Origin of the sequence: Pseudovibrio sp. JE062 (assembly GCF_000156235.1) — a bacterium.
In the GTDB taxonomy this organism is placed as follows: domain Bacteria; phylum Pseudomonadota; class Alphaproteobacteria; order Rhizobiales; family Stappiaceae; genus Pseudovibrio.
Map to the genome: position 1 here is coordinate 439,724 of NZ_DS996810.1, position 26,637 is coordinate 466,360.

Genomic DNA, 26,637 nt, shown 5'->3' on the forward strand with positions numbered 1-26,637 from the left:
AGGCGCGTAGATTAGCATTCTCAGGCTTTTGGAATACTCCCGCCTTTCTGGTGCGGATTTCCTTGGAGCAAGATTGAGTGGCTTGAGGTAACAAAAAAGGGCCGCCGAAGCAGCCCTTTCTCAAATCATTGATTGCCGGGTCAGACGAGTGCGCCGTGGCAATGCTTGTATTTTTTGCCAGAACCACATGGGCAAGGCTCATTGCGGCCCACGCGGCCCCATGTTTCAGGGTCGTCTGAGTCACGGCCTTCTGGCGCAGATGCGGCGCGTGCTTCTGCCAGTTGGCGATCAGCTTCAGCCATTTCATCTTCACCAGTCAGTGGATTGGTGTGATGTGCTTCCATGTGAGCTGGCATCTGAGGTGTTTCAGGTGCTTGCTGCTGAACCAGTTCAACATGCATCAGCTGGCTTGTTGTGGTCTGGCGCAGAGTGCTCAGCATGTTTTCGAAGAGAGTGAAGGACTCAGTTTTGTATTCCTGAAGAGGATCACGCTGAGCGTAACCGCGCAGGCCAACTGCTGAACGCAGATGGTCAAGGTTCGCCAGATGCTCACGCCACAGGTTATCAATGGTCTGAAGCAGAACTGCACGCTCGATCTGACGCATGATGTCAGGACCGTAGTTTGCAGCCTTTGCAGCCATCACTTCGTTGGCTTCTTTCTTCAGGCGCGTGGTCACTTCTTCGTCCGCGATGCCTTCCTCGTTTGCCCAATCAACGATTGGCAGATCGAGGTTCAGCTTGGTGCGGACTTCTTCCTTCAGGCCTTCCGTATCCCACTGTTCTGGGTAGGCACGTTCTGGAATGTGTGCAGCAACGAGATCTTCAACGAACTCTTCGCGCATTTCCGCAACTGCTTCCTGAGTGACTTCAGGATCCATCATTTCGAGACGCTGATCGAAGACAACCTTACGCTGATCGTTCATCACATCATCGAATTTCAGCAGGTTCTTACGAATGTCGAAGTTGCGTGCTTCCACTTTCTGCTGAGCTTTTTCGAGCGCTTTGTTGATCCAAGGGTGAACGATTGCCTCGCCTTCCTGCAGACCAAGCTTCTGAAGCATGGAGTCCATGCGTTCAGAACCGAAGATGCGCATCAGATCATCCTGCAGAGACAGGAAGAACTTGGAGTGTCCAGGGTCACCCTGACGACCGGAACGACCACGCAGCTGGTTGTCGATACGGCGGCTTTCGTGGCGCTCAGTTGCAACAACGTAAAGGCCACCAGCTTCAAGAGCTTTTTGCTTCAGCTCTTCAACTTCTTTCTTGATGGCTTCTTCTTTAGCGGTGCGCTCTGCGCCTTCAGGCATGTCACCAAGCTCGTTCGCAACGCGCATTTCAACGTTACCACCGAGCTGAATGTCGGTACCACGGCCTGCCATGTTGGTTGCGATGGTCACGGCGCCCGGCACACCTGCCTGTGCGATGATGCTTGCTTCCTGCTCATGGTAGCGCGCGTTCAGAACTGCAAAGACTTTCTGCTTGCCAGCAGACTTTGCGTAGTCAGCAAGTGCCTTTGGATCAGAAACGTCGATCTGCTTGTACCCATGCTTCATGAGAAGCTCAGCCAACAGTTCAGACTTTTCGATGGATGTGGTGCCAACCAGAACCGGCTGACCGCGTTCGTGACAGTCGTCAACCAGCTCCATGATCGCGTTGTATTTCTCAGCGACGGTGCGGTAGACCTCATCGTCGTCGTCAATACGCTGCACAGGAACGTTGGTTGGAATGTCAACAACATCCAGGCTGTAGATGTCCATGAATTCTTCCGCTTCGGTCATCGCTGTACCAGTCATGCCGGCAAGCTTGTCGTACATGCGGAAGTAGTTCTGGAATGTAATGGATGCGAGGGTCTGGTTCTCTGGCTGGATCGCAACTTTTTCTTTTGCTTCCAGAGCCTGGTGAAGACCTTCAGAGAAACGACGACCTGGCATCATACGACCGGTGAACTCGTCAATGATGACGACTTCGTCGTTGCGTACGATGTAGTCTTTATCGCGCTGGAACAGTTTGTGAGCTTTCAGGCCCTGCTGCAGGTGGTGTACCGCAGTGACGTTTTCCACATCATAAAGCGAATCACCCTTCAGGAGGTCAGCTTCAGACAAGAGTTGCTCCAGCTTCTCGTTACCTGCTTCGGTGAAGGTAGCGGAGCGAGCTTTCTCATCAATCTCGAAGTCTTCATCTACAAGCTTAGGAATGAAAGCATCGATGGCATTATAGAAATCGGTGCGGTCTTCCAGAGGACCGGAGATGATCAGCGGTGTACGTGCTTCGTCGACGAGAATGGAGTCCACCTCATCCACGATTGCAAAGTGGTGCGGACGCTGCACCATGGACTCACGATCATACTTCATGTTGTCACGAAGGTAATCGAAGCCGAATTCGTTGTTGGTACCGTAAGTCACGTCAGCGGCATAAGCTGCTTTACGTTCTTCATCGGAAATGCCGTGAACGATGAGACCTGTTGTCAGGCCGAGGAAGCGGTAGATCTGACCCATCCACTCAACGTCACGAGAGGCGAGGTAATCGTTCACGGTTACAACGTGAACACCCTTACCGCTCAATGCGTTAAGGTATACTGGTGCGGTTGCCACAAGGGTTTTACCTTCACCGGTACGCATTTCGGTGATTTCACCAGCATGGAGAACCATGCCGCCGATGAGCTGAACATCGTACTGACGAAGGCCAAGAACACGGCGAGACGCTTCACGCACAACAGCAAAAGCAGGGACGAGGAGATCATCCAGCTTTGCGCCATTTGCAAGCTGCTCACGGAACTCGTCTGTTTTGGCTTTCAGCTGATCATCCGTCAGAGCTTCCATTTCTGGCTCTAAAGCATTGATAGCAGCTACTTTAGGCTTGAGTGTCTTGATCCGACGGTCGTTAGCAGAACCAAATATTTTTCGAGCGAGTGCGCCGAGCCCCACCATGTGGCGGTCCTTCCTCTGTTGGGCGCGCCGGTTGTTTCACGTCGCGGCCGGGCCCTAAAAAACTTCACATTCGTGATCTATCCAGTCAAAACTCTGTGGTTCTGACATGAGTCACAGCATATTAAGCACCTGCGCGTAAAAAAGCAGGCGACAGAGAGATAAGAGTGGGCTCAAGGGTTGTCAACGGCAGTTGCCGTCGCAACATAAAGCTTTGTTGTTTTGCAACTCTTTTTAAACTCTCCATAAACAGGAAAGAAAGAGATCTTATGCTTCGTAAATTTACAGGGATCCTCGGCAGCTCAGTTGCAGTTGCTGCACTGGCCATTAGCCTGAATGTTGCTCAGGCACAGGATGCAGAAACTGCACCTGATCTGGACAAGCCAGTTGCCAAGGTCGGAAACAGCGTTATTACCGAAGCAGATCTTGCTTATGCAGCGCAGGACTATGCGCAGCAGCTGCAGCGTGTTCCTCCAACAGAATGGCGCAAGGTTTTGACCGACGTGCTGGTGGAGATGAAACTGCTTGCTGAGGCTGGTGAGGAAGAAAAACTCGCAGAAACTGACGACTTTAAACGCCTCATGGCATTTGAACGTACTCGTGCGCTGCGTAATGCATACTTCCAGAAGTACATTCAGAGCGCGGTTACTGAAGACGAAGTCAAGGCTGCTTACGACGCTGAGTACGCCAACTACCAAGGCGCGCCTGAGATCAATGCAGCTCATATCCTTGTAGAAAAGGAAGATGAAGCAAAGGACATCATCAAGCAGCTTGAAGGTGGTGCGGACTTTGCTGAGCTTGCAAAAGAGAAGTCTACTGGTCCTTCCGGCCCGAACGGTGGTGACCTTGGCTTCTTCGGTAAAGGCCAGATGGTTCCTGAGTTTGAAACCGCTGCTTTTGCTCTGAAACCGGGTGAGTTCACAAAAGAGCCTGTGCAAACACAGTTCGGTTACCACGTCATTTTGAACAAGGAAGCCCGCACTCAGCCAGCGCCAACTCTGGAAGCTGCTGAAGGTCAGATCCGTCAGGAGCTGGTTCTCGCGAAATTCCGTGAAGTGCTTGAAGAGCTGAAAGCCAAGAACACTGTGGAAATCATTGGCGCAGATGCTGATGAAGCGAAGGCTGAAGAAAGCAAGTAATAGGCATCTGCTTATTAGCTCTGCTGATTATTGAAATAAAACATCTTGTTTTTGTAGCCCCGGATGGCTTAGGCCTTCCGGGGCTACTTTTTTGATGCATTGGCATTGTTATCTTCGGGAGGTTTTCATGTCCGCGACTATTTCTCCACTCGCACCCAAGTCTTATCCTGAGCTTCCGGAAGTTAAGGGCGTTCGAATGGCGACGGCTGCAGCTGGTTTGAAGTACGAAGGACGTACTGATGTTCTTCTCGCAGTGTTTGATGAGCCTGCTCAGATTGCCGGTGTGTTCACAAAATCCAAATGTACCAGTGCGCCGGTGGACTGGTGTAAGCAGAACCTCTCCAAGGGTGTTGCTCGTGCGATTATGGTCAACTCCGGTAATGCGAATGCGTTTACTGGGAAGAAGGGGCTGGCCTCTGTTCAGCTGTCTGCAGATATCCTGTCTAAGGCGACGGGCTTTGCTGCCGATGAGTTGTACCTTGCCTCTACTGGTGTGATTGGTGAGCCTCTTCCGGCTGAGAAGTTTGCAGATGTTACAGATAGCCTTGTGGCCGATGCCATTGCCGACAAGTGGATGGATGCTGCTAAAGCGATCATGACCACAGACACCTATCCAAAGCTGAGCACCCGGAGTGTTAAGCTGGGTGAGGCGACTGTGACCTTGAATGGTATCGCGAAAGGTGCGGGTATGATCGCGCCTGATATGGCGACCATGCTTGGCTTCCTGTTCACTGACGCCCCAATCAAAGCACCTGCCTTGCAGAGCTTGCTTTCTGAGTGTGTCGGTGGCTCCTTTAACTCCATTACGGTTGATAGTGATACGTCCACTTCAGACACCGTGCTGCTAGCGGCGACTGGTTCTGCTGGTGATGAGTGGATTGAAGATACTGCGGATCCTCGTCTTGCTGAGTTCCGCGCGGCTCTCTCCAGCATGATGCTTGAGCTGGCACAGATGATCGTTCGTGACGGGGAAGGGGCAACCAAGTTTGTTGAAGTGAAGGTGGAGGGTGCTGAGAGCGACGTTTCTGCCAAACGGATCGCGATGGCGATTGCAAACTCTCCATTGATGAAGACTGCTTTTGCTGGTGAGGATGCAAACTGGGGCCGCGTCGTTATGGCTGTTGGTAAAGCTGGCGAACCTGCAGATCGTGATCGATTGGCGATCTGGTTTGGTGACATCCGCGTAGCAGTTGATGGTGAACGAGATCCAGACTACAGCGAAGATGAAGCTTCCGCCGTCATGAAAGAAGATGAGATCGTCCTGAAGGTTGATCTTGGCATTGGAAATGGCAGCGCGACTGTGTGGACATGCGATCTCACCAAGGAGTATGTGGCAATCAATGGTGACTACAGAAGCTAAGCGGGTTCAACCTCGCCAACCAAACTGCGATCTGGAAACAGTTTTGAAGCTGGAGCAGGCGAACCTGAACTGCTTTCCAAGCCTAATGACACATCATGATGGGAGCTGGATTTCCCGGCTCTCACCTGGTGGGAGTGCTCGCCGCAATAACTCGCTGAACTTTTATGACGTTAACGATGGCGATGAAGCTGAAGAGCGCCTTGTTGCCGCTCGTCAACGTTTTAAAAAGCGTGATGTGGCTTTTCATGTGCGATGGACGCCGTTGGTTCCAGCGGATGTGGATCAGGTTCTGACTGAGCAAAACTACACGCGGCTTGATGAAACGCTTGTGCTGTCTCGGTCCATTTGGGTTCTTGGCGATACTGATGTGCCTAAGGGCTACAAGCTCAGCCAAGTCTCTCTTGATGAGTGGGTCAGGAAGTATGCACTGGTTGGTGGCGCTCAGCCGGGTGCACCTCTCGATGCTACGGTGCAAGCGCTCCATGATGTGCTTTCCAGAGTTGCTGTTGAGCTGGTTGCGCTGATCGTGGAAACTGATGATGGCATTCCCGCAGCAGTCCTTCTTGGTGTTGTCGACGGTGATATGCTTGGCATCTTTAGCGTTGCCACAGCAGAAGCCTACCGTCGGCAAGGATTGGCTTATGCGTTGATGTGTGAAGTGCAGCGTCTTGGAGCCGAACGCGGGGCAGAGACAGCGTGGCTGCAAGTGGTTGCTGAGAATGCGCCTGCAGTAGAGCTCTACGATTCCCTTGGATATCGGGAAGCCTACGCCTATCACTACTGCCGCGACGCCCAGCCTTAAGAAAATCAGTAAAATTTCACTCGGGATCTTTGGTATGGTTTCCAAAAGGTTTTCAGGGTGGTCCTATGTGAAACGGGAAAATAAATGAAAATTGTGATGGTCGCGGCGTGTGCCCTCATTGATGAAGACAACCGCATTCTGCTTGCTCAACGTCCCGAAGGGAAATCAATGGCGGGATTCTGGGAGTTTCCGGGCGGTAAGATTGAAAGCAAGGAAACGCCAGAGGATTGTCTGATCCGTGAATTATCCGAGGAGCTCGGAATTACGGTTAAAAAAGAGTGCCTTGCTCCCCTTAGTTTCGCTAGCCACACTTACGAAGATTTTCATCTGCTGATGCCACTTTACGTTTGTAGGCGATGGTCGGGCACACCTCATGGGGCAGAGGGGCAGAACCTGAAATGGGTACGGGCAGTTCGTTTACGTGATTATGACATGCCACCAGCAGATGAGCCGCTGATCCCGCATCTAATCGACCTTGTGTCTTATTAGCGGGAGATCACGGAGAACAAGAGGCAGTAATGGCGTTGAGTGAGAAAGCGTATCACAATCAGAAATGTGGTTTTACGATTGCTCATATGACCGAAGACGAGCGCGGTGCCGCTGCTGTTGAATACGCCATTCTTGCTGGCTTGATTGTTCTTGCAATTGTTGCAGCCGTGACTGCTATTGGAGCAACTATTACGGATAACTTCCAGTTTGTGGCCGATACAATCGCCTCAGTTGTTTCTAACTAATCAGGACTTTATCTCTTTCGTTCCCAATGCTTCGGCCAGGCTGTGTTTTGCAGAGCCTGGCTTTAATGGTTTTTGTTGGGATTCGTGTGGAGCCCAGCCGGAGAGGGATGCGAAGGTGAAGGTGGCGCGGATGCGGCCGTCAGCGTCTGAGTAATCCTGAGCGTAGATCTCCGCAGCTCTCATAAACACCTTCTTGCTTGTTAGGGTCTTCAGGCGTTCTTTGAGAGGGTTTGTTGCACCCATTGCGCGCAGATCTCTGATCAGGTCGAACATGGTGTCGTATCTAACTGTGAGACGATCAACATCGCTCACCGGAAGGGCGAAGCCTGCGCGTTGGAGGAGGCCGCCCAGATCTCTGGTATCTGCAAATGGGATCACGCGTGGAGAGACGCCTTCGCTTACTTCCATTTCAGCGCGCATGAGGCAGTCCCGGAGTTCAGCCAGAGTATCTGTTCCTAACAGAAGACCGAGGAAAAGACCGTCAGGCTTCAAGGCTCGTTTAATCTGAATGAGTGTACCTGGCAGATCGTCGAGCATCTGCAGGTTCAAAGTGGAGACAATCAGGTCCACGCTTTCTGGTGCAAATGGCAGAACTGCGTCATCCACGATCATGTCTGGTTCTGAAAGGTTCGGGTCTGCAGCGAAGAGATCTGCGCGGAGAAGGTGTTTTACCTTTCCGGAACTCTTCAAGACCTCAAACACATGTCCGGTATGTCCACCTAGGTCGATACCGGTTTCAAACTCTCTGCTGATGAAGTCCAGGCGGTCCTGAAGATCTGTAGCAGCTGCTTTCATTAGAAAGTCTGCGCCGTCTTGCGCTCTCTTTAACGCAGTCATGCGCCGTTTTGCGATGAGGTTACGATCAAAGAGAGTATGTTCGCTCATGAGGGCGCCTTTGGCCAGAGTGTGCAGTGCGCACTATTGGAAGTTATATCCCCATTGAACATGGGGTGATGTCCATGGAAGGCTTTGTTAGCCTAATTCATCTGCAGATATATACGGTGAGCATAGATGGGCGACAAGTTTTCTTCTTTAGAATGGTTGCCTGATGCAGTGGAAAGAGCAGAGCTGCCTGACAAGCACAGATTGAAAGATCTCAAGCTGCTTCCTTATTTGAAGCGTAGCCTCAGTTTTGTTTTGGATGCGTTGTTTCCTCATTGCTGTCCGGTCTGTAGCGAGCTAGTGCAGGGCGAGGGAGGCTTGTGCCTGTCGTGTTGGCAGAAGCTTGATTTGATTTCGGCGCCATATTGCGAGCGGCTCGGGGTGCCTTTACATTATGAACTTGGCCCGAATGCTTGGAGTGCCGCCGCGCTTGTGAACCCACCTGATTATGAGCGGGCACGGGCTGCGGCTTTGTATAATGGGCCGGCACAAGAGTTGGTGAAGCGCTTCAAGTTTTATGGTGAGATCCGATTATCCAAGTTTCTTGCGGGCTGTATGCTGAACCCAGGGGCAGAACTGGTCTCAGCTGAGAGTTTTCTAGTCCCTGTTCCATTACACAGCTCACGATTACGAGAGCGGACTTATAACCAGTCTGCATTGCTTACTCGCGAGATACAGAAGCATCTTAATGGGCAGAGTTTGCTGGATGGGTTGGTGCGCACGCGCAAGACCAATCAGCAGGTGGGGCTTAAGCGGGGAGCACGGACAGCGAATGTGAAAGGAGCCTTTGAAGTTTCAGAGCATTTTCTTGCGAAGGTTTCCGGTGCGCATGTGGTGTTGGTTGATGATGTGCTGACAACCGGTGCAACTGTTGAAGAGTGCACGCGTGTTTTGAAAGCAGCGGGTGCAAAGCAAGTTGATGTACTGGTTTTTGCGCTGGTAGATCCTGAAAATCTGTCTGACTATAATGCTTAGCTGCTGTTGAAACGGCGTTTTGTATGCTTGATATAACCAAGTGATCAACTTGAGTTGAGGTGGACTTGCGGTTTAATTGGCTGTGAGCCATATAGACTTCAGTTTTGATGGCTGAATTTTATTGGCCTTCGCTGTGTATCCAAAGGACAAAAATATGGCTCAAGTTACTATCTACACCCGTGACATGTGCGGTTACTGTGCTCGTGCAAAAAGACTTCTTGATGAGAAGGGTGTTGACTATAAAGAATTCAACTACAGCGAAGATCCTACAATCCGTAAGGAAATGATTTCCAAGGCGAACGGTGCGAACACCTTCCCGCAGATCTTCATTGGATCCGAGCATATTGGTGGTTGTGATGACCTGTTTGCGCTGGAGCGTCGTGGCCACTTGGATGGTCTGCTGAGTGCTGATATTTAAAGAAGCTTAGGAAGCGTATTACACACTACGCTTTGAAAGTGAGATTTGATGACAAGTTTTGTGGCTGCATGTATCCAGATGAGAACGGGACGAGACCTGCTCGAAAATCTTGATGTCTGTGAGGCGTTGGTTAGAGAAGCTGCTGCTGAAGGCGCGGTTTATGTGCAAACGCCTGAGATGACCAATGTGTTGGAACGTAGCCGCAAAGCACAACTTGCTGCCTCCTGTTTTGAAGAAGCTGATCCCTTCCTGAAGCGTCTGGGTATTTTGGCGAATGAGTTGAGTATCTGGGTTCATATCGGGTCTCTGGCTATTCGACTTGAAGATGACAAGCTGGCCAATCGTGGTTTTATGATTTCCCCGCGAGGTGAGGTCGTAGCGCGTTATGACAAGATCCATATGTTCGATGTGGACTTGCCGAACGGTGAAAGCTGGCGTGAATCTGAAAGCTATAGTGCTGGCAGTGTGTCTCCAGTAGTTGATCTTGGTGTTGCCAAGGTTGGTATGGCTATCTGCTATGATATTCGTCAGCCAGCCCTGTTCCGTGAGCAGTCCAAAGCCGGTGCTCAAGTGTTGACTGGACCTGCTGCCTTTACCAAGCAAACAGGTGAGGCGCATTGGCATGTATTGCAAAGATCACGTGCTATTGAAAATGGTGCTTTTGTTGTGACTGCTGCACAAGGTGGGACGCACGAAGATGATCGTCAAACCTACGGGCACAGCCTGATGGTGGATCCGTGGGGCCGTGTGATTGCAGAACTGGATCATGATGAACCAGGTGTGTTGCTTGGTGAGCTTGATATGGCAAAAGTTGATGAAGCCCGTCGCCGTATTCCAGCAATTGAGAATGCACGAGATTTTTCCGTGGCCACGGTTTCCCTGAGTGGGGAGATGGTCAGGTGATTAATTACTCTCTCGCCTGTGACAATGGGCATGAGTTTGATGGATGGTTTCGGAATTCTGGCGACTATGACAAGCAGAAAGAAATGGGGCTGGTCACGTGCCCGTTCTGTGACAGTTCAGAAGTCCATAAACGCTTAATGGCGCCAAATGTGTCGACCTCGCGAAGCCAGAAGAAGGCGCAGGTTGAACATCAGGCTGCGAAAGCTGTTGCAGCAGCTCAGGCGAAAGCATCGGACGCTGCGGTCGCGAAAGAACAGCAACCGGCTGCCGCCGCTCCTGCGAGTTCAGAGCAGGCTGTAGCGACGTCGGCATCCAATGTTGATCTGCAGAAAGTTCCTGAAAAAGCAAAGGAGCTGGTGGAGGCTCTGCGGGAATTCCGTAAGCAGGTGGTTTCCAACTCTGAGTATGTTGGCGACAAGTTTGCTGAAGAGGCACGCAAGATCCACTATGGCGAGAGCGAAGAGCGCGGGATTTACGGTGAAACGACACCGGACGACGCGAAAGAGCTTTTGGAAGAGGGCATTGAGCTGATGCCGCTTCCTGTTTTGCCTGAAGATCGCAACTGATTGGCTGCAGACTGTATTGCAGATAAACGAAAGGCGCCTCGTTTAGGGCGCCTTTTTTATTTCTCGCTTAATCAGGCTGAAACGCCTTTTTTGCCCGGGGCTCGGGATGCGGAAGGTTTGTCCGCATTCTTTGCGCGTGTCCGGGTGCTGGTGGATTTGCGAGGCACTCGACGACGTGGTTTAGCTGGTACCTTTGTTGGAGCAGCCTGAGCCATTGCCTTGAGATCATCAATGCTGGTGAGCGCTTCCGAGGTTGCCTTTTGAGTTTTGGAGACCGTGCCCTTCATCGTTGAGGACATCTGGTTCATCTGGCGGGCGCCTTCCTGGCGGCAATCTTCGAAAGCTTGCTGCATGAAGTCGCTGGTAAGTTTTGAAAGCTCAATGCCAGTTGGGCAGTCCCAGATCTCCTGAATGAAATCGGTGTTGGCTTTCATGCGCTTGTTGAAGAAAGCGATGTTGGCAGCCATGATTGCCTGATAGCTTTCAAGCATGGCTTTGTTGTTGGAGATTGCATGCTCCAAAGCCGTATTGGATAGTTGATCTCCACCCTGCGCCCAGAACCAGCCTTGCCAAGGCATTCCATCTGTAGCAACGGTCCAGCGGTCCATTGCTTCCTTCATCTCTTTGTCCATGTTCAGCATCGTGTCTCCTCCGGACTCCGATCAAGTTCTCGGGCGGCGATTTAGGTTTTGAGACAATAAATTTCGAGCGATCAGGGTTTTTGGAAGAAGCTCGTTTGCCGGTAACTTACGCCGCGTACACCCTCCTGTTTATAGGCGCTAATATTGGCAAAAGGATATTCTGGATTCTAAGGGATTTCAGCGGCTTTTTTCTGAAGGACTCGTTAACCTTGCGGAGCTGCTATGATGCCAACCAGTCCTGTACGAGCTCGCTTGTATGAACCGGGTGTTCCAGTGTCGACATGTGGCCGCAATCCGGGATGATGTGCAGTTTGCTGTTTGCGATTGCGTCATGCATTTCGCGGCATCTATCGAGCGGGAGCAGGCTGTCCTCTTCGCCAGCGATGATCATGGTCGGGCATTGGATTGCCGGGAGGTTTGGCCTTTGATCGGGGCGATTGATGATGGCGGTTTGCTGCTTCAGGAAATCCTCAGGACCGATCTCAGCAGCCATATCGAAAACCACTTGTCTAAGGGCGGTGTCGTCATGGCGGGCAGGGTGGACGAGCTGCGGGTATTGCATGGAGGCGATCTTGTGAAAGCCTCCCTTTTTTGCAATTTCCATTTGTGTATGGCGAAGCTGCGTTTGAGCCGCGGTGTCGTCTCTGGCGTTTGTGTTGACCAGCGCAAGGCGGCTGACACGTTCAGGTGCCTGTCGAATCACCTCCAGGGCGACGTAACCGCCCATGGACATGCCGAGGAGAGCGAACTTTTCGGGTGTATGGTCCAGCAATCTCTTTGCCATGGCTTCAATGGAATCCATGCCGCAGGTTTCGGCTATGATGATCGGGCGCTCTTTCAGAGAGTTGATTTGAGGTCCGAACAAAGCGCCAGTGCTGGTCAGGCCGGGAATGAAAACGACAGTTTCTGCTGTTGCTGTGTCTGGCATTTTCATTCTCCTTTTTGATTGGATGCCAGCTGCTACTCTGGCTTCCGAGCTATTACCATGTAGTTTACATCCAGGTCGGTCGTTCTGGACCAACTGTCGGTTAGCGGATTGAAGCTGACACCGCAGCGCTCGTAGATGCTCATGCCTGCTTCGTTGAGTGGTGCTTCCAGCTCTTTCGGGCGAACCAGCTTCTCGTATTGGTGAGTGCCTTTTGGTAGCCAGCGGAGAACGCGTTCTGCTGCGACAATTGCGAGGGCATAGGCTTTCAGAGTTCTGTTGATAGTTGCAGTGAACATCATTCCACCGGGACGCACAAGATCTGCACAGGACTTCATGAACAGTGGAACGTCTGCGACATGTTCCACCACTTCCATGTTGAGCACGATGTCGAACTGCTCACCTGCCTCAACGAGAGATTCAGCTGTTTGCGCGCGATAGTCGATGTCGAGGCCGGACTGCTGTGCATGAAGTGTGGCTACTTTGATGTTGGTCTCGGAAGCGTCTGCGCCGACCACAGTTGCACCCATGCGAGCCATCGGTTCAGAGAGGAGGCCGCCGCCGCAGCCGATGTCCAAAATACGTAGACCTTCTAAGGCTTTAGGGGATGTCTCGTCCCGGCCAAAGTGGTCGCAGGCATACTCTTTAATATAGGAGATGCGGACTGGGCTGAATTTGTGGAGAGGACGGAATTTTCCAGTAGGGTCCCACCATTCCGATGCAATTGATGAGAAATGCGCAACTTCCGCCGGGTCGATTGTGGTTTGTGCCGGATTTTTGGCGGCGTTGCTTGGTTTTTGCGCGGTGCTCATAGCTCAACTCTCCACTTTCATCCCGGTACTGGTGGGTCTAATCGCGGTTTTTGTCAAGCCGCTGGTTGCGATAGAAGGGCGCTAGTTGTATGGATTAGCGCCGTTTGTAGTGATGATCGGTTCATCACAAAGGCCCTCGGAGGAATTTGGGAAGCGATGGCCCGTTTGGTTATGAAGTTTGGCGGCACCTCCGTTGCCGACCTAGAGCGTATCAGAAATGTTGCGCGGCACGTGAAGCGTGAAGTGGAAGCAGGCAACCAGGTTGCCGTTGTTGTATCCGCGATGGCTGGTGTGACGAACACGCTGGTTGGCTACACGAAAGAAGCCGCAGCGCTGCATGATGCGCGTGAATATGATGCGGTTGTTGCCTCAGGTGAGCAGGTGACTTCCGGCTTGTTGGCGATTGTGCTGCAAGATATGGGCGTGGATGCACGTTCCTGGCAGGGATGGCAAATTCCTATCCGCACGAATGAAGCCCACGGCGCGGCGCGTATTGAGAGCATTGAAGGTCAAACTCTCATTGAGCGCCTTGAGCGTGGACAGGTTGCAGTTTGCGCCGGTTTCCAAGGTGTAGCGCCTGACAACAGGCTGGCGACGCTTGGACGCGGTGGTTCTGACACCAGTGCGGTGGCGATTGCTGCTGCTATTCAGGCAGACCGCTGTGACATCTATACGGATGTGGACGGTGTTTATACCACTGACCCACGTGTGGTGGCCAAGGCGACGCGTCTGGAACGTGTTGCTTTTGAAGAGATGCTGGAAATGGCTTCTCTTGGTGCGAAGGTTTTGCAGGTCCGTTCTGTTGAGATGGCGATGGTTCACGGCGTTCGTACGTTTGTACGTTCCAGCTTTGATGATCCGGATGCCCCGCAGATTAGCGCTGACGGAACCCCTGTAGGTACACTTATTTGCGACGAGGACGAGATTTTGGAACAACAAGTCGTCACTGGCATCGCTTACTCAAAAGACGAAGCACAGATTTCTATCCGTAACGTTGCTGACAAACCTGGCATCGCGTCCAGAGTGTTTGGCCCGTTGGCCGAAGGCAACATCAACGTAGACATGATCGTTCAGAACATCTCTCCAGATGGGAAGACGACCGATATCACCTTTACCGTTCCAGAGAGCGATTACGAGCGTGCGCGCAAGGTAATTGAGGAGAACGTCGAGGAAATTGGCTTCGAGAATATCGAAGGCGCTACTGATGTTGTAAAAGTTTCCGTAATCGGCATGGGTATGCGTTCGCATGCCGGTGTTGCAGCCCAGTGTTTTGAAGGCTTGGCTGAGAAGGGGATTAACATCCGCGCGATTACGACATCTGAGATTAAAATCTCTGTTCTGATCGATTCCGCGTATACGGAACTTGCGGTTCGTACTCTCCATTCGCTATACGGACTTGACGGCTAGGTTTCCTACTGTCGAGAATATTGTTGTGTCTTGGACAACTTCCAAGGCACAACGTGGCCTGTTAAAAAGGCCAGCAGAATTATAGGTAGGGCGGAGCATGCGCAGCAGCTTGGCCGGACCGCGCGTACTCCTCCGTAAGCTTCGTGAAGTGATGGCGGAGCCGATTAATGCGCAGGAACGGCTCGACAAGATTGTACGTCTGATCGCGGCAAACGTGGTTGCGGAAGTGTGTTCCGTGTACATTTTGCGCGCGGATGGGGTTCTTGAGCTGTATGCGACAGAGGGCCTGAATAAGGACGCGGTTCACCAGACTTCTCTGAAGGTTGGTGAGGGTCTTGTTGGTTTGATTTCCTCTGATGCCAGACCGTTGAACCTACCAAATGCGCAGGCGCACCCGGCGTTTGCTTATCGTCCTGAAACGGGCGAAGAGAATTACAACTCCTTCCTTGGTGTGCCGATCCTACGTGCAGGACGTACGCTTGGCGTGCTTGTTGTTCAGAACAAAGACCACCGGACTTACTTCGAAGATGAAGTGGAAGCCCTGCAGACCACTGCGATGGTTATCGCTGAGATGGTCGCGGCTGGTGAGCTGGAAGCGATTGCACAGCAAGGCACAACGATTGATGTGATCCGCCCGATGCATCTGAAGGGTGTTGCCCTTGCTGATGGCATTGGCCTTGGCCACGTTGTTCTGCATGAACCGCGTGTGGTTATCACCAATCTGATTGCTGAGGACGCGGATACTGAAAAGAAGCGTCTTGAAGAATCTGTCACGCGTCTGCGTCAGTCTTTGGACCACATGTTGGCCAGCGGTGAGTTTTCCCAACACGGTGAGCACCGTGAGGTTCTGGAAGCTTACCGGATGTTTGCCTATGACCGTGGCTGGATCCGGAAGATTGATGAAGCGATCCGCAATGGTTTGACGGCGGAAGCTGCTGTTGAGAAAGTTCAGAGCGATACACGCGCTCAGATGCTCCGGCAGACTGACCCTTATTTGCGTGAGCGCCTACACGACCTCGATGATCTGGCGCACCGCCTTATTCGCGAGCTGATGGGCAAGAACCACAGCGGCGAAGACGATCTGCCAAAAGATGCGATCATCATTGCCCGCAACATGGGCGCTGCTGAGCTGCTGGATTATGACCGCGACCGTATTCGTGGTTTGGTTCTGGAAGAAAGCGGCCCAACCAGTCACGTGACTATTGTTGCCCGTGCGCTTGGCATACCGACAGTTGGGCAGGTTGAAGACATTGTTTCCCTGGTGGAAGCGACTGATGCCATCATCGTGGATGGTGAGATCGGCCAGATCTTCCTTCGCCCGGCAAATGATGTTGAACAAGCTTTTGCGGACAAGGTTCGCCTGCGCTCCAAGCGTCAGGAAATTTATCGTCAGCTACGTGATGAGCCGACTGTCACCAAAGATGGTGTGGACGTTAAGCTTCAGCTGAATGCTGGTCTGCTGGTTGATCTTCCAAGCATGGAAGATGCAGGTGCTGATGGTGTTGGGCTTTTCCGAACTGAACTGCAGTTTATGGTAGCTTCTGCATTCCCTCGCATGCAGGAACAGCACAGCCTTTATTCCAAAGTTCTGGATGCGGCTGGCGACAAGCCAGTTACTTTCCGTTCTCTGGACATTGGTGGTGATAAGGTTCTGCCTTACCTGCGTCTGGCTCAGGAAGAAAACCCGGCCATGGGGTGGCGCGCAATTCGTTTTGGACTGGATCGTCCGGGCCTGTTGCGCACCCAGATCAGAGCTATGCTGCATGCAGGGGCAGGGCGCTCCTTGCGCATCATGTTCCCGATGGTGGCCGACGTTTCTGAATTCCAGCAGGCACGAGATTATGTTGAGCGTGAGTTGAAGCACCTTCGCCAGCATGGACACGATACGCCAAAAGAGCTGAAGCTTGGTGTGATGCTGGAAGTTCCGGCATTGCTGTACCAGCTTGAAGAGATCTACAAGGAAGTAGATTTCGTCTCCGTTGGCTCGAACGACCTGTTCCAGTTCTTCTATGCAGTTGACCGTGGTAACACGCTGGTTGCGGAGCGTTTTGAAGCTTTGTCACCTAGCTTCTTGCGTGCTTTGCGCAAGATCGTTGTTATTGGCGATAAAATGGATACGCCGGTTACCCTGTGTGGTGAGCTTGGCGGCCAGCCCCTTGCTGCGATGGCCCTGTTGGCGATTGGATATAGAAACCTTTCCATGTCTCCGGCTTCCATTGGTCCTGTTAAGGCGATGTTACGCTCTTTGGATCTATCAGCACTTTCAGAAGAGTTGCTGAAACAGCTGGAAGCGGGTAAAGGGTCGGAAGATATTCGCGAGTTCCTTTCGAACTTTGCATCCGAAAATAATATTCCGGTATAAGCAGCTTAAGTTACGATTGCCGCAGACCCGAGAGGCTGTCGCGCTTTTGTACCAGCTGTCTAACGCTTGAGGAGTTGCCGCGAAATGCTGGCACCAGAAAAACTAGATACACTGCTAGCACGCTTTGAAGGCATTGAGGCCGAAATGGCATCTGGTCCTGCACCGGATGTTTATATCAAGCTTTCGCGGGATTACGCAGAACTCGAACCAATCGTGATGTCCATCCGGGAACTGCGCAAAGCAGAAGGTGACCTGGAAGGCGCAGAAGCTTTGCTTTCTGATCCGGACAGCGATGCGGAGATGAAAGAGCTTGCACAGCTTGAGCGCGATGAACTGACTGGTGTTGTTGAAGAGCTGACCCAGAAAGTGCGCATCGGGCTTCTGCCAAAAGATAAAGCTGACTCTCACGACGTTATTCTTGAAGTGCGCGCCGGTACCGGTGGCGACGAAGCTGCGCTTTTTGCTGGCGATCTTTTCCGCATGTATCAGCGCTTTGCTGACAACAATGGCTGGAAAGTTGAAGTCATGTCTTCTTCAGAAGGGGATATGGGTGGCTTTAAGGAAATTGTTGCTGCGGTTACTGGTCAGGAAGTGTTTGGTAAGCTGAAGTTTGAGTCCGGCGTTCACCGCGTGCAGCGTGTGCCTGAGACTGAGTCTGGTGGGCGTATTCACACCTCTGCTGCGACGGTTGCTGTTCTTCCGCAGGCTGAAGAAGTGGACGTAGACATTAACCCGGCAGATCTTCGCATTGATACTTACCGTGCATCCGGTGCAGGTGGTCAGCACGTGAACACCACTGACTCTGCTGTTCGCATTACGCACAACCCGACCGGTATTGTGGTTGCAGTGCAGGATGAGCGTTCTCAGCATAAGAACAAAGACCGCGCGATGAAGTTGCTGCGTGCAAAGATTTATGATGTTGAGCGCGAGCGCGCTGCGAATGAGCGAACTGAAGCCCGCCGTGTTCAGGTTGGTTCTGGCGACCGCTCCGAGCGCATTCGTACCTATAACTTCCCTCAGGGCCGCGTGACAGATCACCGTATTGGTCTGACCTTGTACAAGCTTGATCAGATGATGACAGGCGAGGCGACTGGTGAAGTTATTGATGCTCTGACTATGGATCATCAGGCGAATTTGCTCGCTGCAGAAGGACTTTAATGTCCGCGCTCTTCGAAAAGTTCGAGATTAAAAATGTGCAGGCTTTGTACCTAGCGGTGCGAAGCCTGTTTCGTGATGCAGATCTGGCGGAAGCTGATCTGGATGCGCGGGTGCTAACTGCTGAAGCTCTTGGTATTGAGCCGCGTAATCTGGTTCTGGAATATGATCGTGAGATCTCGCCGGAAGTGATTGCGGTTATGACACGATATGCAGAAGAGCGACTGGCAGGGAAGCCGGTTGGACGCATTCTGGGTAAGCGTGAATTCTGGGGCCTTGAGTTTTCTCTCTCACAGGCAACACTGGAGCCGCGTCCTGATACAGAGACGCTGGTTGAGGCGACACTGGCATTTTGTCAGGCCAATGGTGGTTTTGATAAGCCTTGGGTGTTTGCGGATATCGGAACTGGAACCGGTGCCATCGCGATTGCTCTGTTGAGTGAGTTACCCAATGCCATTTGTGTTGCTGTTGATATCAGCGAAGAGGCATTGGAGACTGCGCGACAAAACGCAGCAAATAACGGATTTGAAAGCCGTTTTATCCCTGTTCGGGGTTCTTATTTGGATGCGTTGAACGGGGCTTTTGATTTTGTTGTGAGTAACCCACCGTACATTCGCAGCGCTGTGATTGAAGGGCTGAGCCATGAAGTGAAGCAGCATGATCCGATGCTGGCATTGGATGGTGGAGACGACGGACTTACTGCCTATAAAGAATTGATAGGTAACGCTAAACTAGTTCTTAAGAGAAATAGTGGACTCCTTATGGAGATCGGGTTTGATCAAGCGGAAGAGCTTTCAACTCTCGCAAGGGAACTTGTGGGGCTAGAGGTTCGTTGTGAGCATGATCTGGCCGGTCAGCCGAGGGTCATTGTTGTAGTTTTTCCATGATTGACGAAGAATTCAATAATCTGGAAAAAAGCCCTTGGAAAATACGTCGGAACGAGATAGTTTCATCTCGCCGACAAGCGATACCAGCTAATAGCTGAAAACGATGGGGATGGGCACTCACTGACAGTGAGACGAGCCTGGCAGAGACGTCGGTTGATAGTTTCAAAGCAGATAGTTGAGCGACCCCTCGTATCGTAGAACTGAGAGAGCAATGCATTTGTATTGCTGCTATCGGATGTCGGATATCGCATTGAAGCAGTTATATGATCGAATGCGATTGCATTTCGATGTTGGTGGCCTTTGGCTTAATCAACATGCAGGCTTATTAACGGCATTTGGAATCCGGGAGAACTTACTCCCATGAACCTCGCTGTAGGTTCGATTGCTATTCCGGAAAGTTAACGGCAGAATGAGACCAGGAAATCAGAATAACAAGCGCATGCGTGGGCGGGGGCGTAAGGCTCCAAATCCATTGACACGTACTTATGAGTCAAATGGACCGGATGTTAAAATCCGAGGTACCGCATTGCATATTGCTGAAAAGTACCAGCAACTTGCGCGTGATGCTCAGGCCTCCGGAGACCGTGTAACCTCCGAAAACTACTATCAGCATGCTGAGCATTACCAGCGTATCGTCGCTGCTGCTCAACCCCAGAACTCTCAGAGTGCTGCTCCTTCTGCTCGCGCAGAAGAAGAAGCTGCACCAGCTGTTGTTGAAGCGCCAAACGGTGCGGCGGCAAGCGAAGAGCAGGATGTTGCTGTTGCAAGCACTCAGCCTGTGATTGGCCTTGATACGCCTCAGCCGTTTATCGAAGCTTCCCCAGTGGTTGAAGAGAATGCTGAAGCTGCTGAGGCACCTGCTGCAGGTGATGAAGAAGACGACAAACCACGTCGCCGCGTTCGTGGCACTCGTGGTCGCGGTGTTCGCCGTACGCCTTCTTCTGCAAATGCAGCAGCTCCTGCTGAAGCGGCTGAAGGTGGTGAGGATGAAACGGCTGCAGCTAAGCCACGCCGTACGCCTCGTGCACGTACTCCACGTGCAGCTCGCACACAGCGCACCCGCGCAGCTCGTGTTCCTGCAGAGGATGCACCAGCTCCAGCGGCATTGGAAACAACCGGAGACGGTGAAAGCTAAGCATCTGGGAGGATGCTTTAGTTCCTTTACCGGTTTCGGATTTTCACGAAAAACCCCGCTCACAAGGCGGGGTTTTCTTTTTGCTATATGGCCAGCTTGTGTGGGTTTATTCCACGATCAGCGTATCTCCGACGGAGAGGGTGCCGTTGTTGAGCACTTCCAGATAGATGCCAACATCCATGTGGCCCAGAGTGTCGTAGAGGGTCTTGTTGATGTTGGTGTCGCGTTCTGCGGTGGTTGGGTTGACGTCAACAGCTGCGCAGCGGCGGGTGCGTTTGGCGAATTTGAATTCTACACCGGAGCTGGAGTGGATCTTTTTGTCGGCCCAGTTGAACTCTTCGTAGGCGGGCAGGCCTTCCACATAGATGTTCGCGCGGAAGCGTTTTGGGTCGATCTCAACGCCCATTGTTTCTGAAAGAGCTTTGACGCTGGCCAGGTTCACAACATGCACGAAGTTTTCGGCGGTGTCGGTAAAGGCGTGGTCGTCTGCGTGGCGGACTTTCAGTGGGCCAGCAGCTTTATCACCCATATGCGCGGTGAAGTAAGCCGCGAGGGCTTCCTGTCCTTCGGCGGATTCCAGCGAGAGGGTAACGTCATCCTCACCCGGCCTGGACAGGGTGATGCTTTTATTTTCCAGATCATAGGTGCATTTGACCTGGGCTACGTCTTCGTAGCGGACCAGTACGAGGAATTTGCTTTTGGAAATGTGTTTTGGCGCTGCAGGATCAAAGCCGCATGGGCCGTTTTCGATAGCGTAGGCACGATCCAGCGGGAAGACAGCTCCAGCTTCTACAGTTGCCGTCTGAAGTGGGTGTGCCGTGAGGCCTTTAACAGGATGTGTTGCGAGTGCGGTGATATGCGCAGGCGAAAAAGTCATATTAAATTCCGTTGTTTAAGCTGGTGGAAACTATGAGAAACAAAGGATTGTGGCAAGATCTTGCGAGCGCCCTCTTTTGTCGGCAGTTTGAACCACTATATGAAGAGTGCAGGAGGAAGTCTCCTGCTTCGGGTGCTCTTTATGAGGCTCGGATCCTCCCAAAATGCTTCGTCATGCTTCGGGTGACACGGCACATAGGAGTTATATATGGACTTTGAAAAATACACCGACCGTGCGCGTGGGTTCATTCAGTCTGCGCAAACATACGCTCTGGGACAAGGGCATCAACAGTTTACTCCCGCACATATTTTGAAGGTCTTGCTGGATGACAGCGAAGGCATGGCGGCTGGTCTTATTGAACGGGCTGGTGGTCGCGTTCAGGATGTTCGTCTGCAGATTGAGACAGATCTGGCAGCGCTGCCAAAAGTAAGTGGCGGCAACGGACAGCTGTATCTGGCGCCTGAAACGGCTCGTCTTTTCGAGCAAGCGCAGAAGATTGCGGAGAAAGCGGGCGACAGCTTTGTCACCGTGGAACGGCTGCTGCTGGCGCTGGCCATGGATAAGGACAGCAAGGCCGGTAAAGCGCTGGCACAGGCTGGTGTTACGCCAAATGCGCTGAATGAAGTGATCAATGAGCTTCGTAAAGGCCGCACGGCTGACTCGGCTTCTGCTGAAAACCAGTTTGATGCGCTGAAGAAATTCGCTCAGGATCTGACTGAAGCTGCGCGCGAAGGCAAACTCGACCCTGTGATTGGTCGAGATGAAGAAATTCGCCGCGCCATTCAGGTTCTTTCCCGTCGTACCAAGAACAATCCGGTTCTGATTGGTGAGCCGGGCGTTGGTAAAACCGCGATCGCGGAAGGTCTGGCGCTGCGTATCGTCAATGGCGATGTGCCGGAAAGCCTGAAAGACAAGCAACTACTTGCGCTTGATATGGGTGCGCTGATTGCTGGCGCGAAATATCGTGGTGAGTTTGAAGAGCGCCTGAAGGGTGTTCTGAATGAAGTGCAGGCCGCTGATGGCGGGATCATCCTGTTCATCGACGAAATGCATACGCTTGTTGGTGCTGGTAAGACAGACGGAGCGATGGACGCTTCCAACCTGCTCAAGCCTGCTCTTGCTCGCGGTGAGTTGCACTGTGTTGGTGCTACCACGCTGGATGAGTACCGCAAGCACGTTGAGAAAGACGCGGCGCTGGCCCGTCGTTTCCAGCCCGTGTTTGTGAGTGAGCCAACGGTTGAAGACACCATTTCTATTCTGCGCGGTATCAAGGAGAAGTATGAACTTCACCACGGTGTGCGCATCTCCGATAGCGCGATTGTTTCCGCAGCAACGCTGTCCAACCGCTACATCACAGACCGCTTCCTGCCGGATAAGGCCATCGACCTTGTTGATGAGGCCGCTAGCCGCTTGCGCATGCAGGTGGATTCCAAGCCGGAAGAGCTGGATGAGCTGGACCGCCGGATTATCCAGCTGAAGATTGAGCGAGAAGCGCTGAAGAAAGAGGATGATGAAGCCACGAAGGATCGCTTGCAGCGTCTTGAAAAAGAGCTGGTTGATCTGGAAGAGGAATCCAATGCCCTGACACAGCGCTGGCAAGCTGAAAAAGACAAGCTGAGCGGTGAGCAGAAGATCAAAGAGCAGTTGGATGAAGCCCGTACTGAACTGGAGCAGGCCCAACGTGTTGGTAATCTAGCCCGTGCTGGTGAGCTGAGCTACGGCGTTATTCCTGATCTGGAGAAGAAACTGGCGAACGCTCAGACTGCTGAGGACGTTGACAACACCATGCTCAACGAAACCGTCAGCAGTGAGAGCATTGCGCAGGTTGTTTCTCGCTGGACCGGTATTCCGATCGACAAGATGCTGGAAGGTGAGCGTGAAAAGCTTCTTCGCATGGAAGACGAACTTGCCAAACGTGTTGTTGGTCAGCAGGAAGCTGTTCATGCGGTTTCCACCGCTGTCCGCCGGTCCCGTGCTGGTTTGCAGGATCCAAACAGACCCATTGGTTCGTTCATGTTCCTCGGCCCAACCGGTGTTGGTAAAACCGAGCTGACCAAGGCACTTGCGAGCTATCTGTTCGATGATGAGACGGCAATGGTGCGCGTGGACATGTCCGAGTTCATGGAAAAGCACAGCGTTGCGCGTCTGATTGGTGCACCTCCAGGCTATGTTGGCTATGAAGAAGGTGGTGTACTGACAGAAGCGGTTCGCCGCCGGCCATATCAGGTCGTGCTGTTTGATGAAGTTGAAAAAGCACATGGTGATGTGTTCAATGTTCTGCTTCAGGTACTGGATGATGGCCGTTTGACAGACGGGCAGGGCCGTACCGTGGACTTTCGCAATACGCTGATCATCATGACTTCCAACCTTGGTGCTGAGTTCCTCGCAGCTCAGGGCGAGGGTGAAGATGCTGAGGCTGTTCGCGGTCCGGTGATGGATGCTGTGAAAGCGCATTTCCGTCCTGAGTTCCTGAACCGTCTGGATGAAATCATCCTGTTCCACCGCTTGCAGCGTACTCAGATGTCCAAGATTGTCGAAATTCAGCTGAAGCGTCTGCAAAAGCTGTTGGATGACCGGAAGATGGTTCTGGATCTGGATGATGGTGCAATGGGCTGGCTTGCCGAGAAGGGCTATGACCCAACTTATGGTGCTCGTCCGCTCAAACGCGTTATCCAGAAGCAGGTACAGGATCCACTGGCAGAAATGCTGTTGGCTGGTTCCATTTCTGACGGGCAGACGATCAAAGTCTCTAACGGGTCTGATCGACTGGTGTTCGACAGGGCTTGATGAGCCTTTCTGTGAGTTGAAGACAAGGGCCGGATTTTCCGGCCCTTTTTGCTATCTACCTTGGCGGATGACATCCGTACCTTTTCGAATATCTGTTTTTAGTGTTTAGTTCTGCTGGATGAGGACGGGCATCTTGCGGGCGGCGGGTATGAGAAAAGCTGATATTGCACTCTTATTTGTGGCGATGAGCTATCTCTGGCTCGTGACTACGGTGGCGATTGGCGCCCAGTTCTATCCGGGGTACAGCCATATTTCTCATTTCATGAGTGTTCTTGGTGCAACGGGAGCTCCGCACGGACCAACCGTCAACTTCTGGGGCTTCCTGGCGGTTGAGCTTCTGCTGCTGCCGAGCTTCATCATCTGCTTTAGTGATCTGATGCGGAGCAGGGCAGAACGTGTCGCTCTGGTGGTTTTCGCAGGCTATCCGCTTTTCATTGGACTTGCCGCGTTCTTTCCCTGTGATTTTGAATGCAGGATGGCTGACCAGAGCCAAAGCCAGCTGATCCATTCCGCTGCTGGCCTATTTGCTTATTTTTGTGCTGTTGTCGGGCTCTGTTTGCTTGCCCGCGCACAAGAAGGGCGGTCTTACTGGTTTGTTCCAGGATTGGTTTTATTCGCATTGTTCCTGAGCCTGATGCTGGAAACTGCTTTGAGCGGTCTGCTGCAAAGGGTTTTGGAGACCGGTGCTTATCTTTGGTTTGTTTTGATTTTGCTGCAGAAGCGTCAGAAGGTTGGGAGTGTTTTAGCCTCTCGCTGATGTGTTTGTGCTTTTGAGCCTGAGGATTTGAATTTGGAAAATGTACTTATTTATCTGGTTGGCTTTGCCGGAACCGGAAAGCTAACAATTGCCCGGGCACTGGCTGAGGCCACGAGTGCCAAAGTCGTCGACAATCAATGGATCAACAATCCGATTTTTGGATTGCTCGATCATGATCGGCTGACACCTTACCCGGAAGGTGTTTGGAGGCAGATCGATAAAGTGCGAGAAGCTGTGCTGGAGACGGTGGCCACGCTTGGTGCTCCTCATGCAAGTTACATCTTTACGCATGAGGGTTTTGAGGATGATGCCAGTGATCGGCAGATTTATGAGGCCATTCGGGAAACAGCTCAGCGGAGAAAGGCCCGGTTTTTGCCGGTCAGACTGCTTTGCAATGAAGATGAGATCGCCAAACGCGTAGTTTCTCCGGAGCGGGCTCTGCGCTTGAAAAGTATGGATCCGGAGCGATCACGCAATGCGGTGCGGAACTCCACTGTGCTCAAACCCAATCATGAGAATGAGCTGACGCTCGACATCTCTGAAAAGCAGCCAGCTGATGTGGTGGAGTTGATCCTGGAGCAGGTGGCTCACTGCAAAACCTAGTTTCGCAGTGAAGCAACGCGTTGGCTTGGACGGCCAGTTTCCATCAGAGCGTTGATGCGGTCCCGTTCGCGCTTGAAGTTTTCAAGCACTTGCGCTTCGAGAACACGGCCCTGTGGCACCTTAATCTTCAGTGAGTTTACGAAGCGGCCATTCACCTTCACCTCATAGTGGAGGTGGTTACCGGTGGAGAGGCCGGTGGTGCCGACGTAACCGATAACCGTACCCTGTCTGATGCGCTGGCCTTTTTGAATGCCAGTGGCAAAGCGGGTCATATGGTTATAGGTGGTGACGTAACCGTTGGCGTGTTTGATCTCAACGCGTTTGCCGTATCCGCCAGACCATGCAGCTTTCTGAATAACACCATCGCCAGCTGCAAAGATTGCGGTACCGCGTGGGGCTGCCCAGTCCGTTCCAGTATGGAGACGGCGGGTTTTCAGAACCGGGTGACGACGCATACCGAAGCCGGAGGTAAAGCGGCCTGCTGCGATTGGCTTGCGGAGTAGGAACTGCTTCGCGCTTTGACCGTTCTCATCGTAGTAGTCGACAACACCATCATCCGGTGTGCGGAAGCGGTAGAAACGGTGGCTGCGGCCATTCACGGTGATAGAGGTATAGAGAATCTCGGAGGCGCCGGTGGTCTGGTCTGCATCCAGACCATAGAAGACGCTCATTTCGTCGCCGCTCTTCACAGACGCATTGAAGTCCACACTATAAGAGTAGATGCGGATCAGCTCTTTAATAAGAGAGGATGGAACTTCGTTATCCAGGCCGGTCTGGTAGATCGAGTCATAATAGGTGGCGCGTGGGCCAACCGAATTCTGCTGCTGCGAGTTGAACGCATCTGCTGCCATCTGCGTGGTTGGCTCTGGTGCAACAACAAACTCGCCTTCATCGTTTCGTGCGATGGTGCCGACGTGGCGCTGGTCTTCATAGATGCTGACGCGCACGAGAATGCCATCGTCCTCTTCGATCTGATCAGTGTTCAGAGAGAGGCGGAAAATCTGGCCAGCTTTAATGGTGTCGATGCCGAAGTTATCCGTAAACGCCTTGATGTAGCCTTCCGCTTCTGTCTCGGAGGCTTCGCCATCCAGCAGAATGTCAATAAAGTCAGTCTGGGTCAGGATCGGAACAATGCGTTCTTCGATCTGATTGGCCTGAGTGGTTTTGCGGGATTTGGGCTGGAAGGAGACGTTTTCTTCGGTAATACGAACTTCGATGTTTTCAAATGACTGTTCTGAAAGAGGGGCAAAGCCGGCGTTGATGTCTTCCACGCTCGGGATAGCCGCAATGTCCGTGGAATTATCCAGCATGAACATCGCTGCCTTCTTCACCTGTTGTTGAACAGCCTCTTCCTTATGATCGGGAAGAGCGACCATGCTCATTGCTTCCAGCGGGAAGTCGCGCTGAGAGATAGAGACTTCACCCTCAATGTCCGCGCCATAGATCGCGTCACTGGCAACCTGCAGCGGAGCCACCTGTTCGCCCTGATACATGGTGATCGGATCAAATGGTGGAATGTCCGCGGCGGTTTCCTGTTTCTTGAAGTTCTCCAGGCTTGCGCTGACGAGCGCATACGGCTTGGCTTT

General features: G+C 52.3%; 24 protein-coding genes (1 of these 24 running past the window's edge). 17 read left to right on the plus strand and 7 right to left on the minus strand.

The genetic code is table 11. The features are described 5' to 3' along the window. Nucleotides 1-140: 140 nt before the first annotated feature. Nucleotides 141-2,927 carry a preprotein translocase subunit SecA gene (secA, locus tag PJE062_RS16815; protein WP_008550736.1) on the minus strand — a complete coding sequence of 929 codons (2,787 nt, stop codon included), beginning with the start codon at nucleotides 2,925-2,927 and terminating at the stop codon, nucleotides 141-143. Between the two features lie 266 nt (nucleotides 2,928-3,193). On the opposite strand from secA, the gene PJE062_RS16820 reads away from it, so the two are divergent. From PJE062_RS16820 to PJE062_RS16840, 5 genes are all read left to right on the plus strand, one after another. Further along, nucleotides 3,194-4,063 (plus strand): peptidylprolyl isomerase, encoded by an 870-nt coding sequence (locus PJE062_RS16820; protein ID WP_008550671.1) that lies wholly within the window; start codon nucleotides 3,194-3,196, stop codon nucleotides 4,061-4,063. A gap of 127 nt (nucleotides 4,064-4,190) precedes the next feature. Beyond that, nucleotides 4,191-5,423: a bifunctional glutamate N-acetyltransferase/amino-acid acetyltransferase ArgJ gene (argJ, locus tag PJE062_RS16825; protein ID WP_008550650.1), complete on the plus strand. Its 1,233-nt coding sequence runs from the start codon at nucleotides 4,191-4,193 to the stop codon at nucleotides 5,421-5,423. Then, the gene (locus PJE062_RS16830; protein ID WP_008550349.1) at nucleotides 5,404-6,225 is read left to right on the plus strand and encodes a GNAT family N-acetyltransferase; all 822 of its coding nucleotides are present in this window, start codon (nucleotides 5,404-5,406) and stop codon (nucleotides 6,223-6,225) included. Before argJ ends, PJE062_RS16830 begins: the two co-directional genes overlap by 20 nt. A gap of 84 nt (nucleotides 6,226-6,309) precedes the next feature. Next, on the plus strand, nucleotides 6,310-6,714 hold the full coding sequence (mutT, locus tag PJE062_RS16835; protein WP_008550295.1) for an 8-oxo-dGTP diphosphatase MutT: 405 nt from the start codon (nucleotides 6,310-6,312) through the stop codon (nucleotides 6,712-6,714). A 29-nt stretch (nucleotides 6,715-6,743) separates the two neighbouring features. Further along, complete coding sequence (locus PJE062_RS16840; RefSeq protein WP_037037338.1) at nucleotides 6,744-6,959, plus strand: Flp family type IVb pilin; 216 nt, start codon at nucleotides 6,744-6,746, stop codon at nucleotides 6,957-6,959. Here PJE062_RS16840 and PJE062_RS16845 read toward each other — a convergent pair whose 3' ends face one another. Then, nucleotides 6,960-7,844 carry a methyltransferase domain-containing protein gene (locus tag PJE062_RS16845; protein WP_008550670.1) on the minus strand — a complete coding sequence of 295 codons (885 nt, stop codon included), beginning with the start codon at nucleotides 7,842-7,844 and terminating at the stop codon, nucleotides 6,960-6,962. 126 nt (nucleotides 7,845-7,970) lie between these two features. Here PJE062_RS16845 and PJE062_RS16850 point away from each other — a divergent pair, with 126 nt between their 5' ends. The 4 genes from PJE062_RS16850 to PJE062_RS16865 all read left to right on the plus strand — a co-directional run bounded on the left by PJE062_RS16850 (nucleotide 7,971) and on the right by PJE062_RS16865 (nucleotide 10,703). Then, on the plus strand, nucleotides 7,971-8,816 hold the full coding sequence (locus PJE062_RS16850; protein WP_008550458.1) for a ComF family protein: 846 nt from the start codon (nucleotides 7,971-7,973) through the stop codon (nucleotides 8,814-8,816). 154 nt (nucleotides 8,817-8,970) lie between these two features. Continuing rightward, nucleotides 8,971-9,234: a glutaredoxin 3 gene (gene grxC / locus PJE062_RS16855; RefSeq protein ID WP_008550285.1), complete on the plus strand. Its 264-nt coding sequence runs from the start codon at nucleotides 8,971-8,973 to the stop codon at nucleotides 9,232-9,234. 48 nt (nucleotides 9,235-9,282) lie between these two features. After that, complete coding sequence (locus tag PJE062_RS16860; RefSeq protein ID WP_008550555.1) at nucleotides 9,283-10,137, plus strand: carbon-nitrogen hydrolase family protein; 855 nt, start codon at nucleotides 9,283-9,285, stop codon at nucleotides 10,135-10,137. Next, a complete protein-coding gene (locus tag PJE062_RS16865) occupies nucleotides 10,134-10,703 on the plus strand; it encodes a DUF1178 family protein (RefSeq protein ID WP_037037340.1) in 570 nt (189 codons plus the stop codon). The genes PJE062_RS16860 and PJE062_RS16865 overlap by 4 nt, the downstream gene beginning before the upstream one ends. A 71-nt stretch (nucleotides 10,704-10,774) precedes the next feature. Here PJE062_RS16865 and PJE062_RS16870 read toward each other — a convergent pair whose 3' ends face one another. The 3 genes from PJE062_RS16870 to ubiG all read right to left on the minus strand — a co-directional run bounded on the left by PJE062_RS16870 (nucleotide 10,775) and on the right by ubiG (nucleotide 13,081). Beyond that, nucleotides 10,775-11,344, minus strand: coding sequence for a phasin family protein (locus PJE062_RS16870; RefSeq protein WP_008550586.1), 570 nt, complete (start codon nucleotides 11,342-11,344; stop codon nucleotides 10,775-10,777). 220 nt (nucleotides 11,345-11,564) lie between these two features. Continuing rightward, nucleotides 11,565-12,272, minus strand: coding sequence for an alpha/beta fold hydrolase (locus PJE062_RS16875; protein WP_008550312.1), 708 nt, complete (start codon nucleotides 12,270-12,272; stop codon nucleotides 11,565-11,567). 32 nt (nucleotides 12,273-12,304) lie between these two features. Then, on the minus strand, nucleotides 12,305-13,081 hold the full coding sequence (ubiG, locus tag PJE062_RS16880) for a bifunctional 2-polyprenyl-6-hydroxyphenol methylase/3-demethylubiquinol 3-O-methyltransferase UbiG (protein WP_050773940.1): 777 nt from the start codon (nucleotides 13,079-13,081) through the stop codon (nucleotides 12,305-12,307). Nucleotides 13,082-13,237: 156 nt separating this feature from the next. On the opposite strand from ubiG, the gene PJE062_RS16885 reads away from it, so the two are divergent. The 5 genes from PJE062_RS16885 to PJE062_RS16905 all read left to right on the plus strand — a co-directional run bounded on the left by PJE062_RS16885 (nucleotide 13,238) and on the right by PJE062_RS16905 (nucleotide 20,027). Beyond that, the gene (locus tag PJE062_RS16885; RefSeq protein ID WP_008550391.1) at nucleotides 13,238-14,488 is read left to right on the plus strand and encodes an aspartate kinase; all 1,251 of its coding nucleotides are present in this window, start codon (nucleotides 13,238-13,240) and stop codon (nucleotides 14,486-14,488) included. Between the two features lie 97 nt (nucleotides 14,489-14,585). After that, nucleotides 14,586-16,850 carry a phosphoenolpyruvate--protein phosphotransferase gene (ptsP, locus tag PJE062_RS16890; protein WP_008550187.1) on the plus strand — a complete coding sequence of 755 codons (2,265 nt, stop codon included), beginning with the start codon at nucleotides 14,586-14,588 and terminating at the stop codon, nucleotides 16,848-16,850. 84 nt (nucleotides 16,851-16,934) lie between these two features. Then, nucleotides 16,935-18,008, plus strand: a complete 1,074-nt coding sequence (gene prfA, locus PJE062_RS16895; protein WP_008550572.1) for a peptide chain release factor 1 — start codon at nucleotides 16,935-16,937, stop codon at nucleotides 18,006-18,008. Then, nucleotides 18,008-18,892 carry a peptide chain release factor N(5)-glutamine methyltransferase gene (gene prmC / locus PJE062_RS16900; protein WP_008550128.1) on the plus strand — a complete coding sequence of 295 codons (885 nt, stop codon included), beginning with the start codon at nucleotides 18,008-18,010 and terminating at the stop codon, nucleotides 18,890-18,892. The genes prfA and prmC overlap by 1 nt, the downstream gene beginning before the upstream one ends. A gap of 439 nt (nucleotides 18,893-19,331) precedes the next feature. Continuing rightward, on the plus strand, nucleotides 19,332-20,027 hold the full coding sequence (locus PJE062_RS16905) for a DUF4167 domain-containing protein (protein ID WP_083793268.1): 696 nt from the start codon (nucleotides 19,332-19,334) through the stop codon (nucleotides 20,025-20,027). A 106-nt stretch (nucleotides 20,028-20,133) separates the two neighbouring features. Here PJE062_RS16905 and PJE062_RS16910 read toward each other — a convergent pair whose 3' ends face one another. Then, complete coding sequence (locus PJE062_RS16910) at nucleotides 20,134-20,904, minus strand: MOSC domain-containing protein (RefSeq protein WP_008550188.1); 771 nt, start codon at nucleotides 20,902-20,904, stop codon at nucleotides 20,134-20,136. A gap of 207 nt (nucleotides 20,905-21,111) precedes the next feature. On the opposite strand from PJE062_RS16910, the gene clpB reads away from it, so the two are divergent. The 3 genes from clpB to PJE062_RS16925 all read left to right on the plus strand — a co-directional run bounded on the left by clpB (nucleotide 21,112) and on the right by PJE062_RS16925 (nucleotide 25,051). Then, complete coding sequence (gene clpB, locus PJE062_RS16915) at nucleotides 21,112-23,691, plus strand: ATP-dependent chaperone ClpB (RefSeq protein WP_008550337.1); 2,580 nt, start codon at nucleotides 21,112-21,114, stop codon at nucleotides 23,689-23,691. A gap of 148 nt (nucleotides 23,692-23,839) precedes the next feature. Then, the gene (locus PJE062_RS16920) at nucleotides 23,840-24,448 is read left to right on the plus strand and encodes a DUF998 domain-containing protein (protein WP_014282989.1); all 609 of its coding nucleotides are present in this window, start codon (nucleotides 23,840-23,842) and stop codon (nucleotides 24,446-24,448) included. Between the two features lie 33 nt (nucleotides 24,449-24,481). After that, complete coding sequence (locus PJE062_RS16925; RefSeq protein ID WP_008550532.1) at nucleotides 24,482-25,051, plus strand: hypothetical protein; 570 nt, start codon at nucleotides 24,482-24,484, stop codon at nucleotides 25,049-25,051. Here the strand turns inward: PJE062_RS16925 and PJE062_RS16930 are convergent. Then, nucleotides 25,048-26,637, minus strand: the 3' portion of a protein-coding gene (locus PJE062_RS16930; RefSeq protein WP_008550292.1) for a M23 family metallopeptidase. The gene runs 369 nt beyond the window's last position; only the last 1,590 of its 1,959 coding nucleotides appear in the window; the start codon falls outside the window, past its right edge — the gene reads right to left on this strand; it ends in the stop codon at nucleotides 25,048-25,050. The two genes, PJE062_RS16925 and PJE062_RS16930, sit on opposite strands and share 4 nt — an antisense overlap.

What these genes read in the sequence shown, in the direction of transcription:
- secA (WP_008550736.1), bottom strand. Translation starts at nt 2,927, where the DNA reads ATGGTGGGGCTCGGCGCACTCGCTCGAAAAATATTTGGTTCTGCTAAC.
- PJE062_RS16840 (WP_037037338.1), top strand. Translation starts at nt 6,744, where the DNA reads ATGGCGTTGAGTGAGAAAGCGTATCACAATCAGAAATGTGGTTTTACG.
- PJE062_RS16885 (WP_008550391.1), top strand. Translation starts at nt 13,238, where the DNA reads ATGGCCCGTTTGGTTATGAAGTTTGGCGGCACCTCCGTTGCCGACCTA.
- PJE062_RS16845 (WP_008550670.1), bottom strand. Translation starts at nt 7,844, where the DNA reads ATGAGCGAACATACTCTCTTTGATCGTAACCTCATCGCAAAACGGCGC.
- ptsP (WP_008550187.1), top strand. Translation starts at nt 14,586, where the DNA reads ATGCGCAGCAGCTTGGCCGGACCGCGCGTACTCCTCCGTAAGCTTCGT.
- mutT (WP_008550295.1), top strand. Translation starts at nt 6,310, where the DNA reads ATGAAAATTGTGATGGTCGCGGCGTGTGCCCTCATTGATGAAGACAAC.
- prfA (WP_008550572.1), top strand. Translation starts at nt 16,935, where the DNA reads ATGCTGGCACCAGAAAAACTAGATACACTGCTAGCACGCTTTGAAGGC.
- PJE062_RS16875 (WP_008550312.1), bottom strand. Translation starts at nt 12,272, where the DNA reads ATGCCAGACACAGCAACAGCAGAAACTGTCGTTTTCATTCCCGGCCTG.
- argJ (WP_008550650.1), top strand. Translation starts at nt 4,191, where the DNA reads ATGTCCGCGACTATTTCTCCACTCGCACCCAAGTCTTATCCTGAGCTT.
- PJE062_RS16910 (WP_008550188.1), bottom strand. Translation starts at nt 20,904, where the DNA reads ATGACTTTTTCGCCTGCGCATATCACCGCACTCGCAACACATCCTGTT.
- PJE062_RS16820 (WP_008550671.1), top strand. Translation starts at nt 3,194, where the DNA reads ATGCTTCGTAAATTTACAGGGATCCTCGGCAGCTCAGTTGCAGTTGCT.
- PJE062_RS16870 (WP_008550586.1), bottom strand. Translation starts at nt 11,344, where the DNA reads ATGCTGAACATGGACAAAGAGATGAAGGAAGCAATGGACCGCTGGACC.
- PJE062_RS16860 (WP_008550555.1), top strand. Translation starts at nt 9,283, where the DNA reads ATGACAAGTTTTGTGGCTGCATGTATCCAGATGAGAACGGGACGAGAC.
- PJE062_RS16830 (WP_008550349.1), top strand. Translation starts at nt 5,404, where the DNA reads ATGGTGACTACAGAAGCTAAGCGGGTTCAACCTCGCCAACCAAACTGC.
- grxC (WP_008550285.1), top strand. Translation starts at nt 8,971, where the DNA reads ATGGCTCAAGTTACTATCTACACCCGTGACATGTGCGGTTACTGTGCT.
- clpB (WP_008550337.1), top strand. Translation starts at nt 21,112, where the DNA reads ATGGACTTTGAAAAATACACCGACCGTGCGCGTGGGTTCATTCAGTCT.
- PJE062_RS16920 (WP_014282989.1), top strand. Translation starts at nt 23,840, where the DNA reads ATGAGAAAAGCTGATATTGCACTCTTATTTGTGGCGATGAGCTATCTC.
- PJE062_RS16850 (WP_008550458.1), top strand. Translation starts at nt 7,971, where the DNA reads ATGGGCGACAAGTTTTCTTCTTTAGAATGGTTGCCTGATGCAGTGGAA.
- ubiG (WP_050773940.1), bottom strand. Translation starts at nt 13,081, where the DNA reads ATGAGCACCGCGCAAAAACCAAGCAACGCCGCCAAAAATCCGGCACAA.
- prmC (WP_008550128.1), top strand. Translation starts at nt 18,008, where the DNA reads ATGTCCGCGCTCTTCGAAAAGTTCGAGATTAAAAATGTGCAGGCTTTG.
- PJE062_RS16905 (WP_083793268.1), top strand. Translation starts at nt 19,332, where the DNA reads ATGCGTGGGCGGGGGCGTAAGGCTCCAAATCCATTGACACGTACTTAT.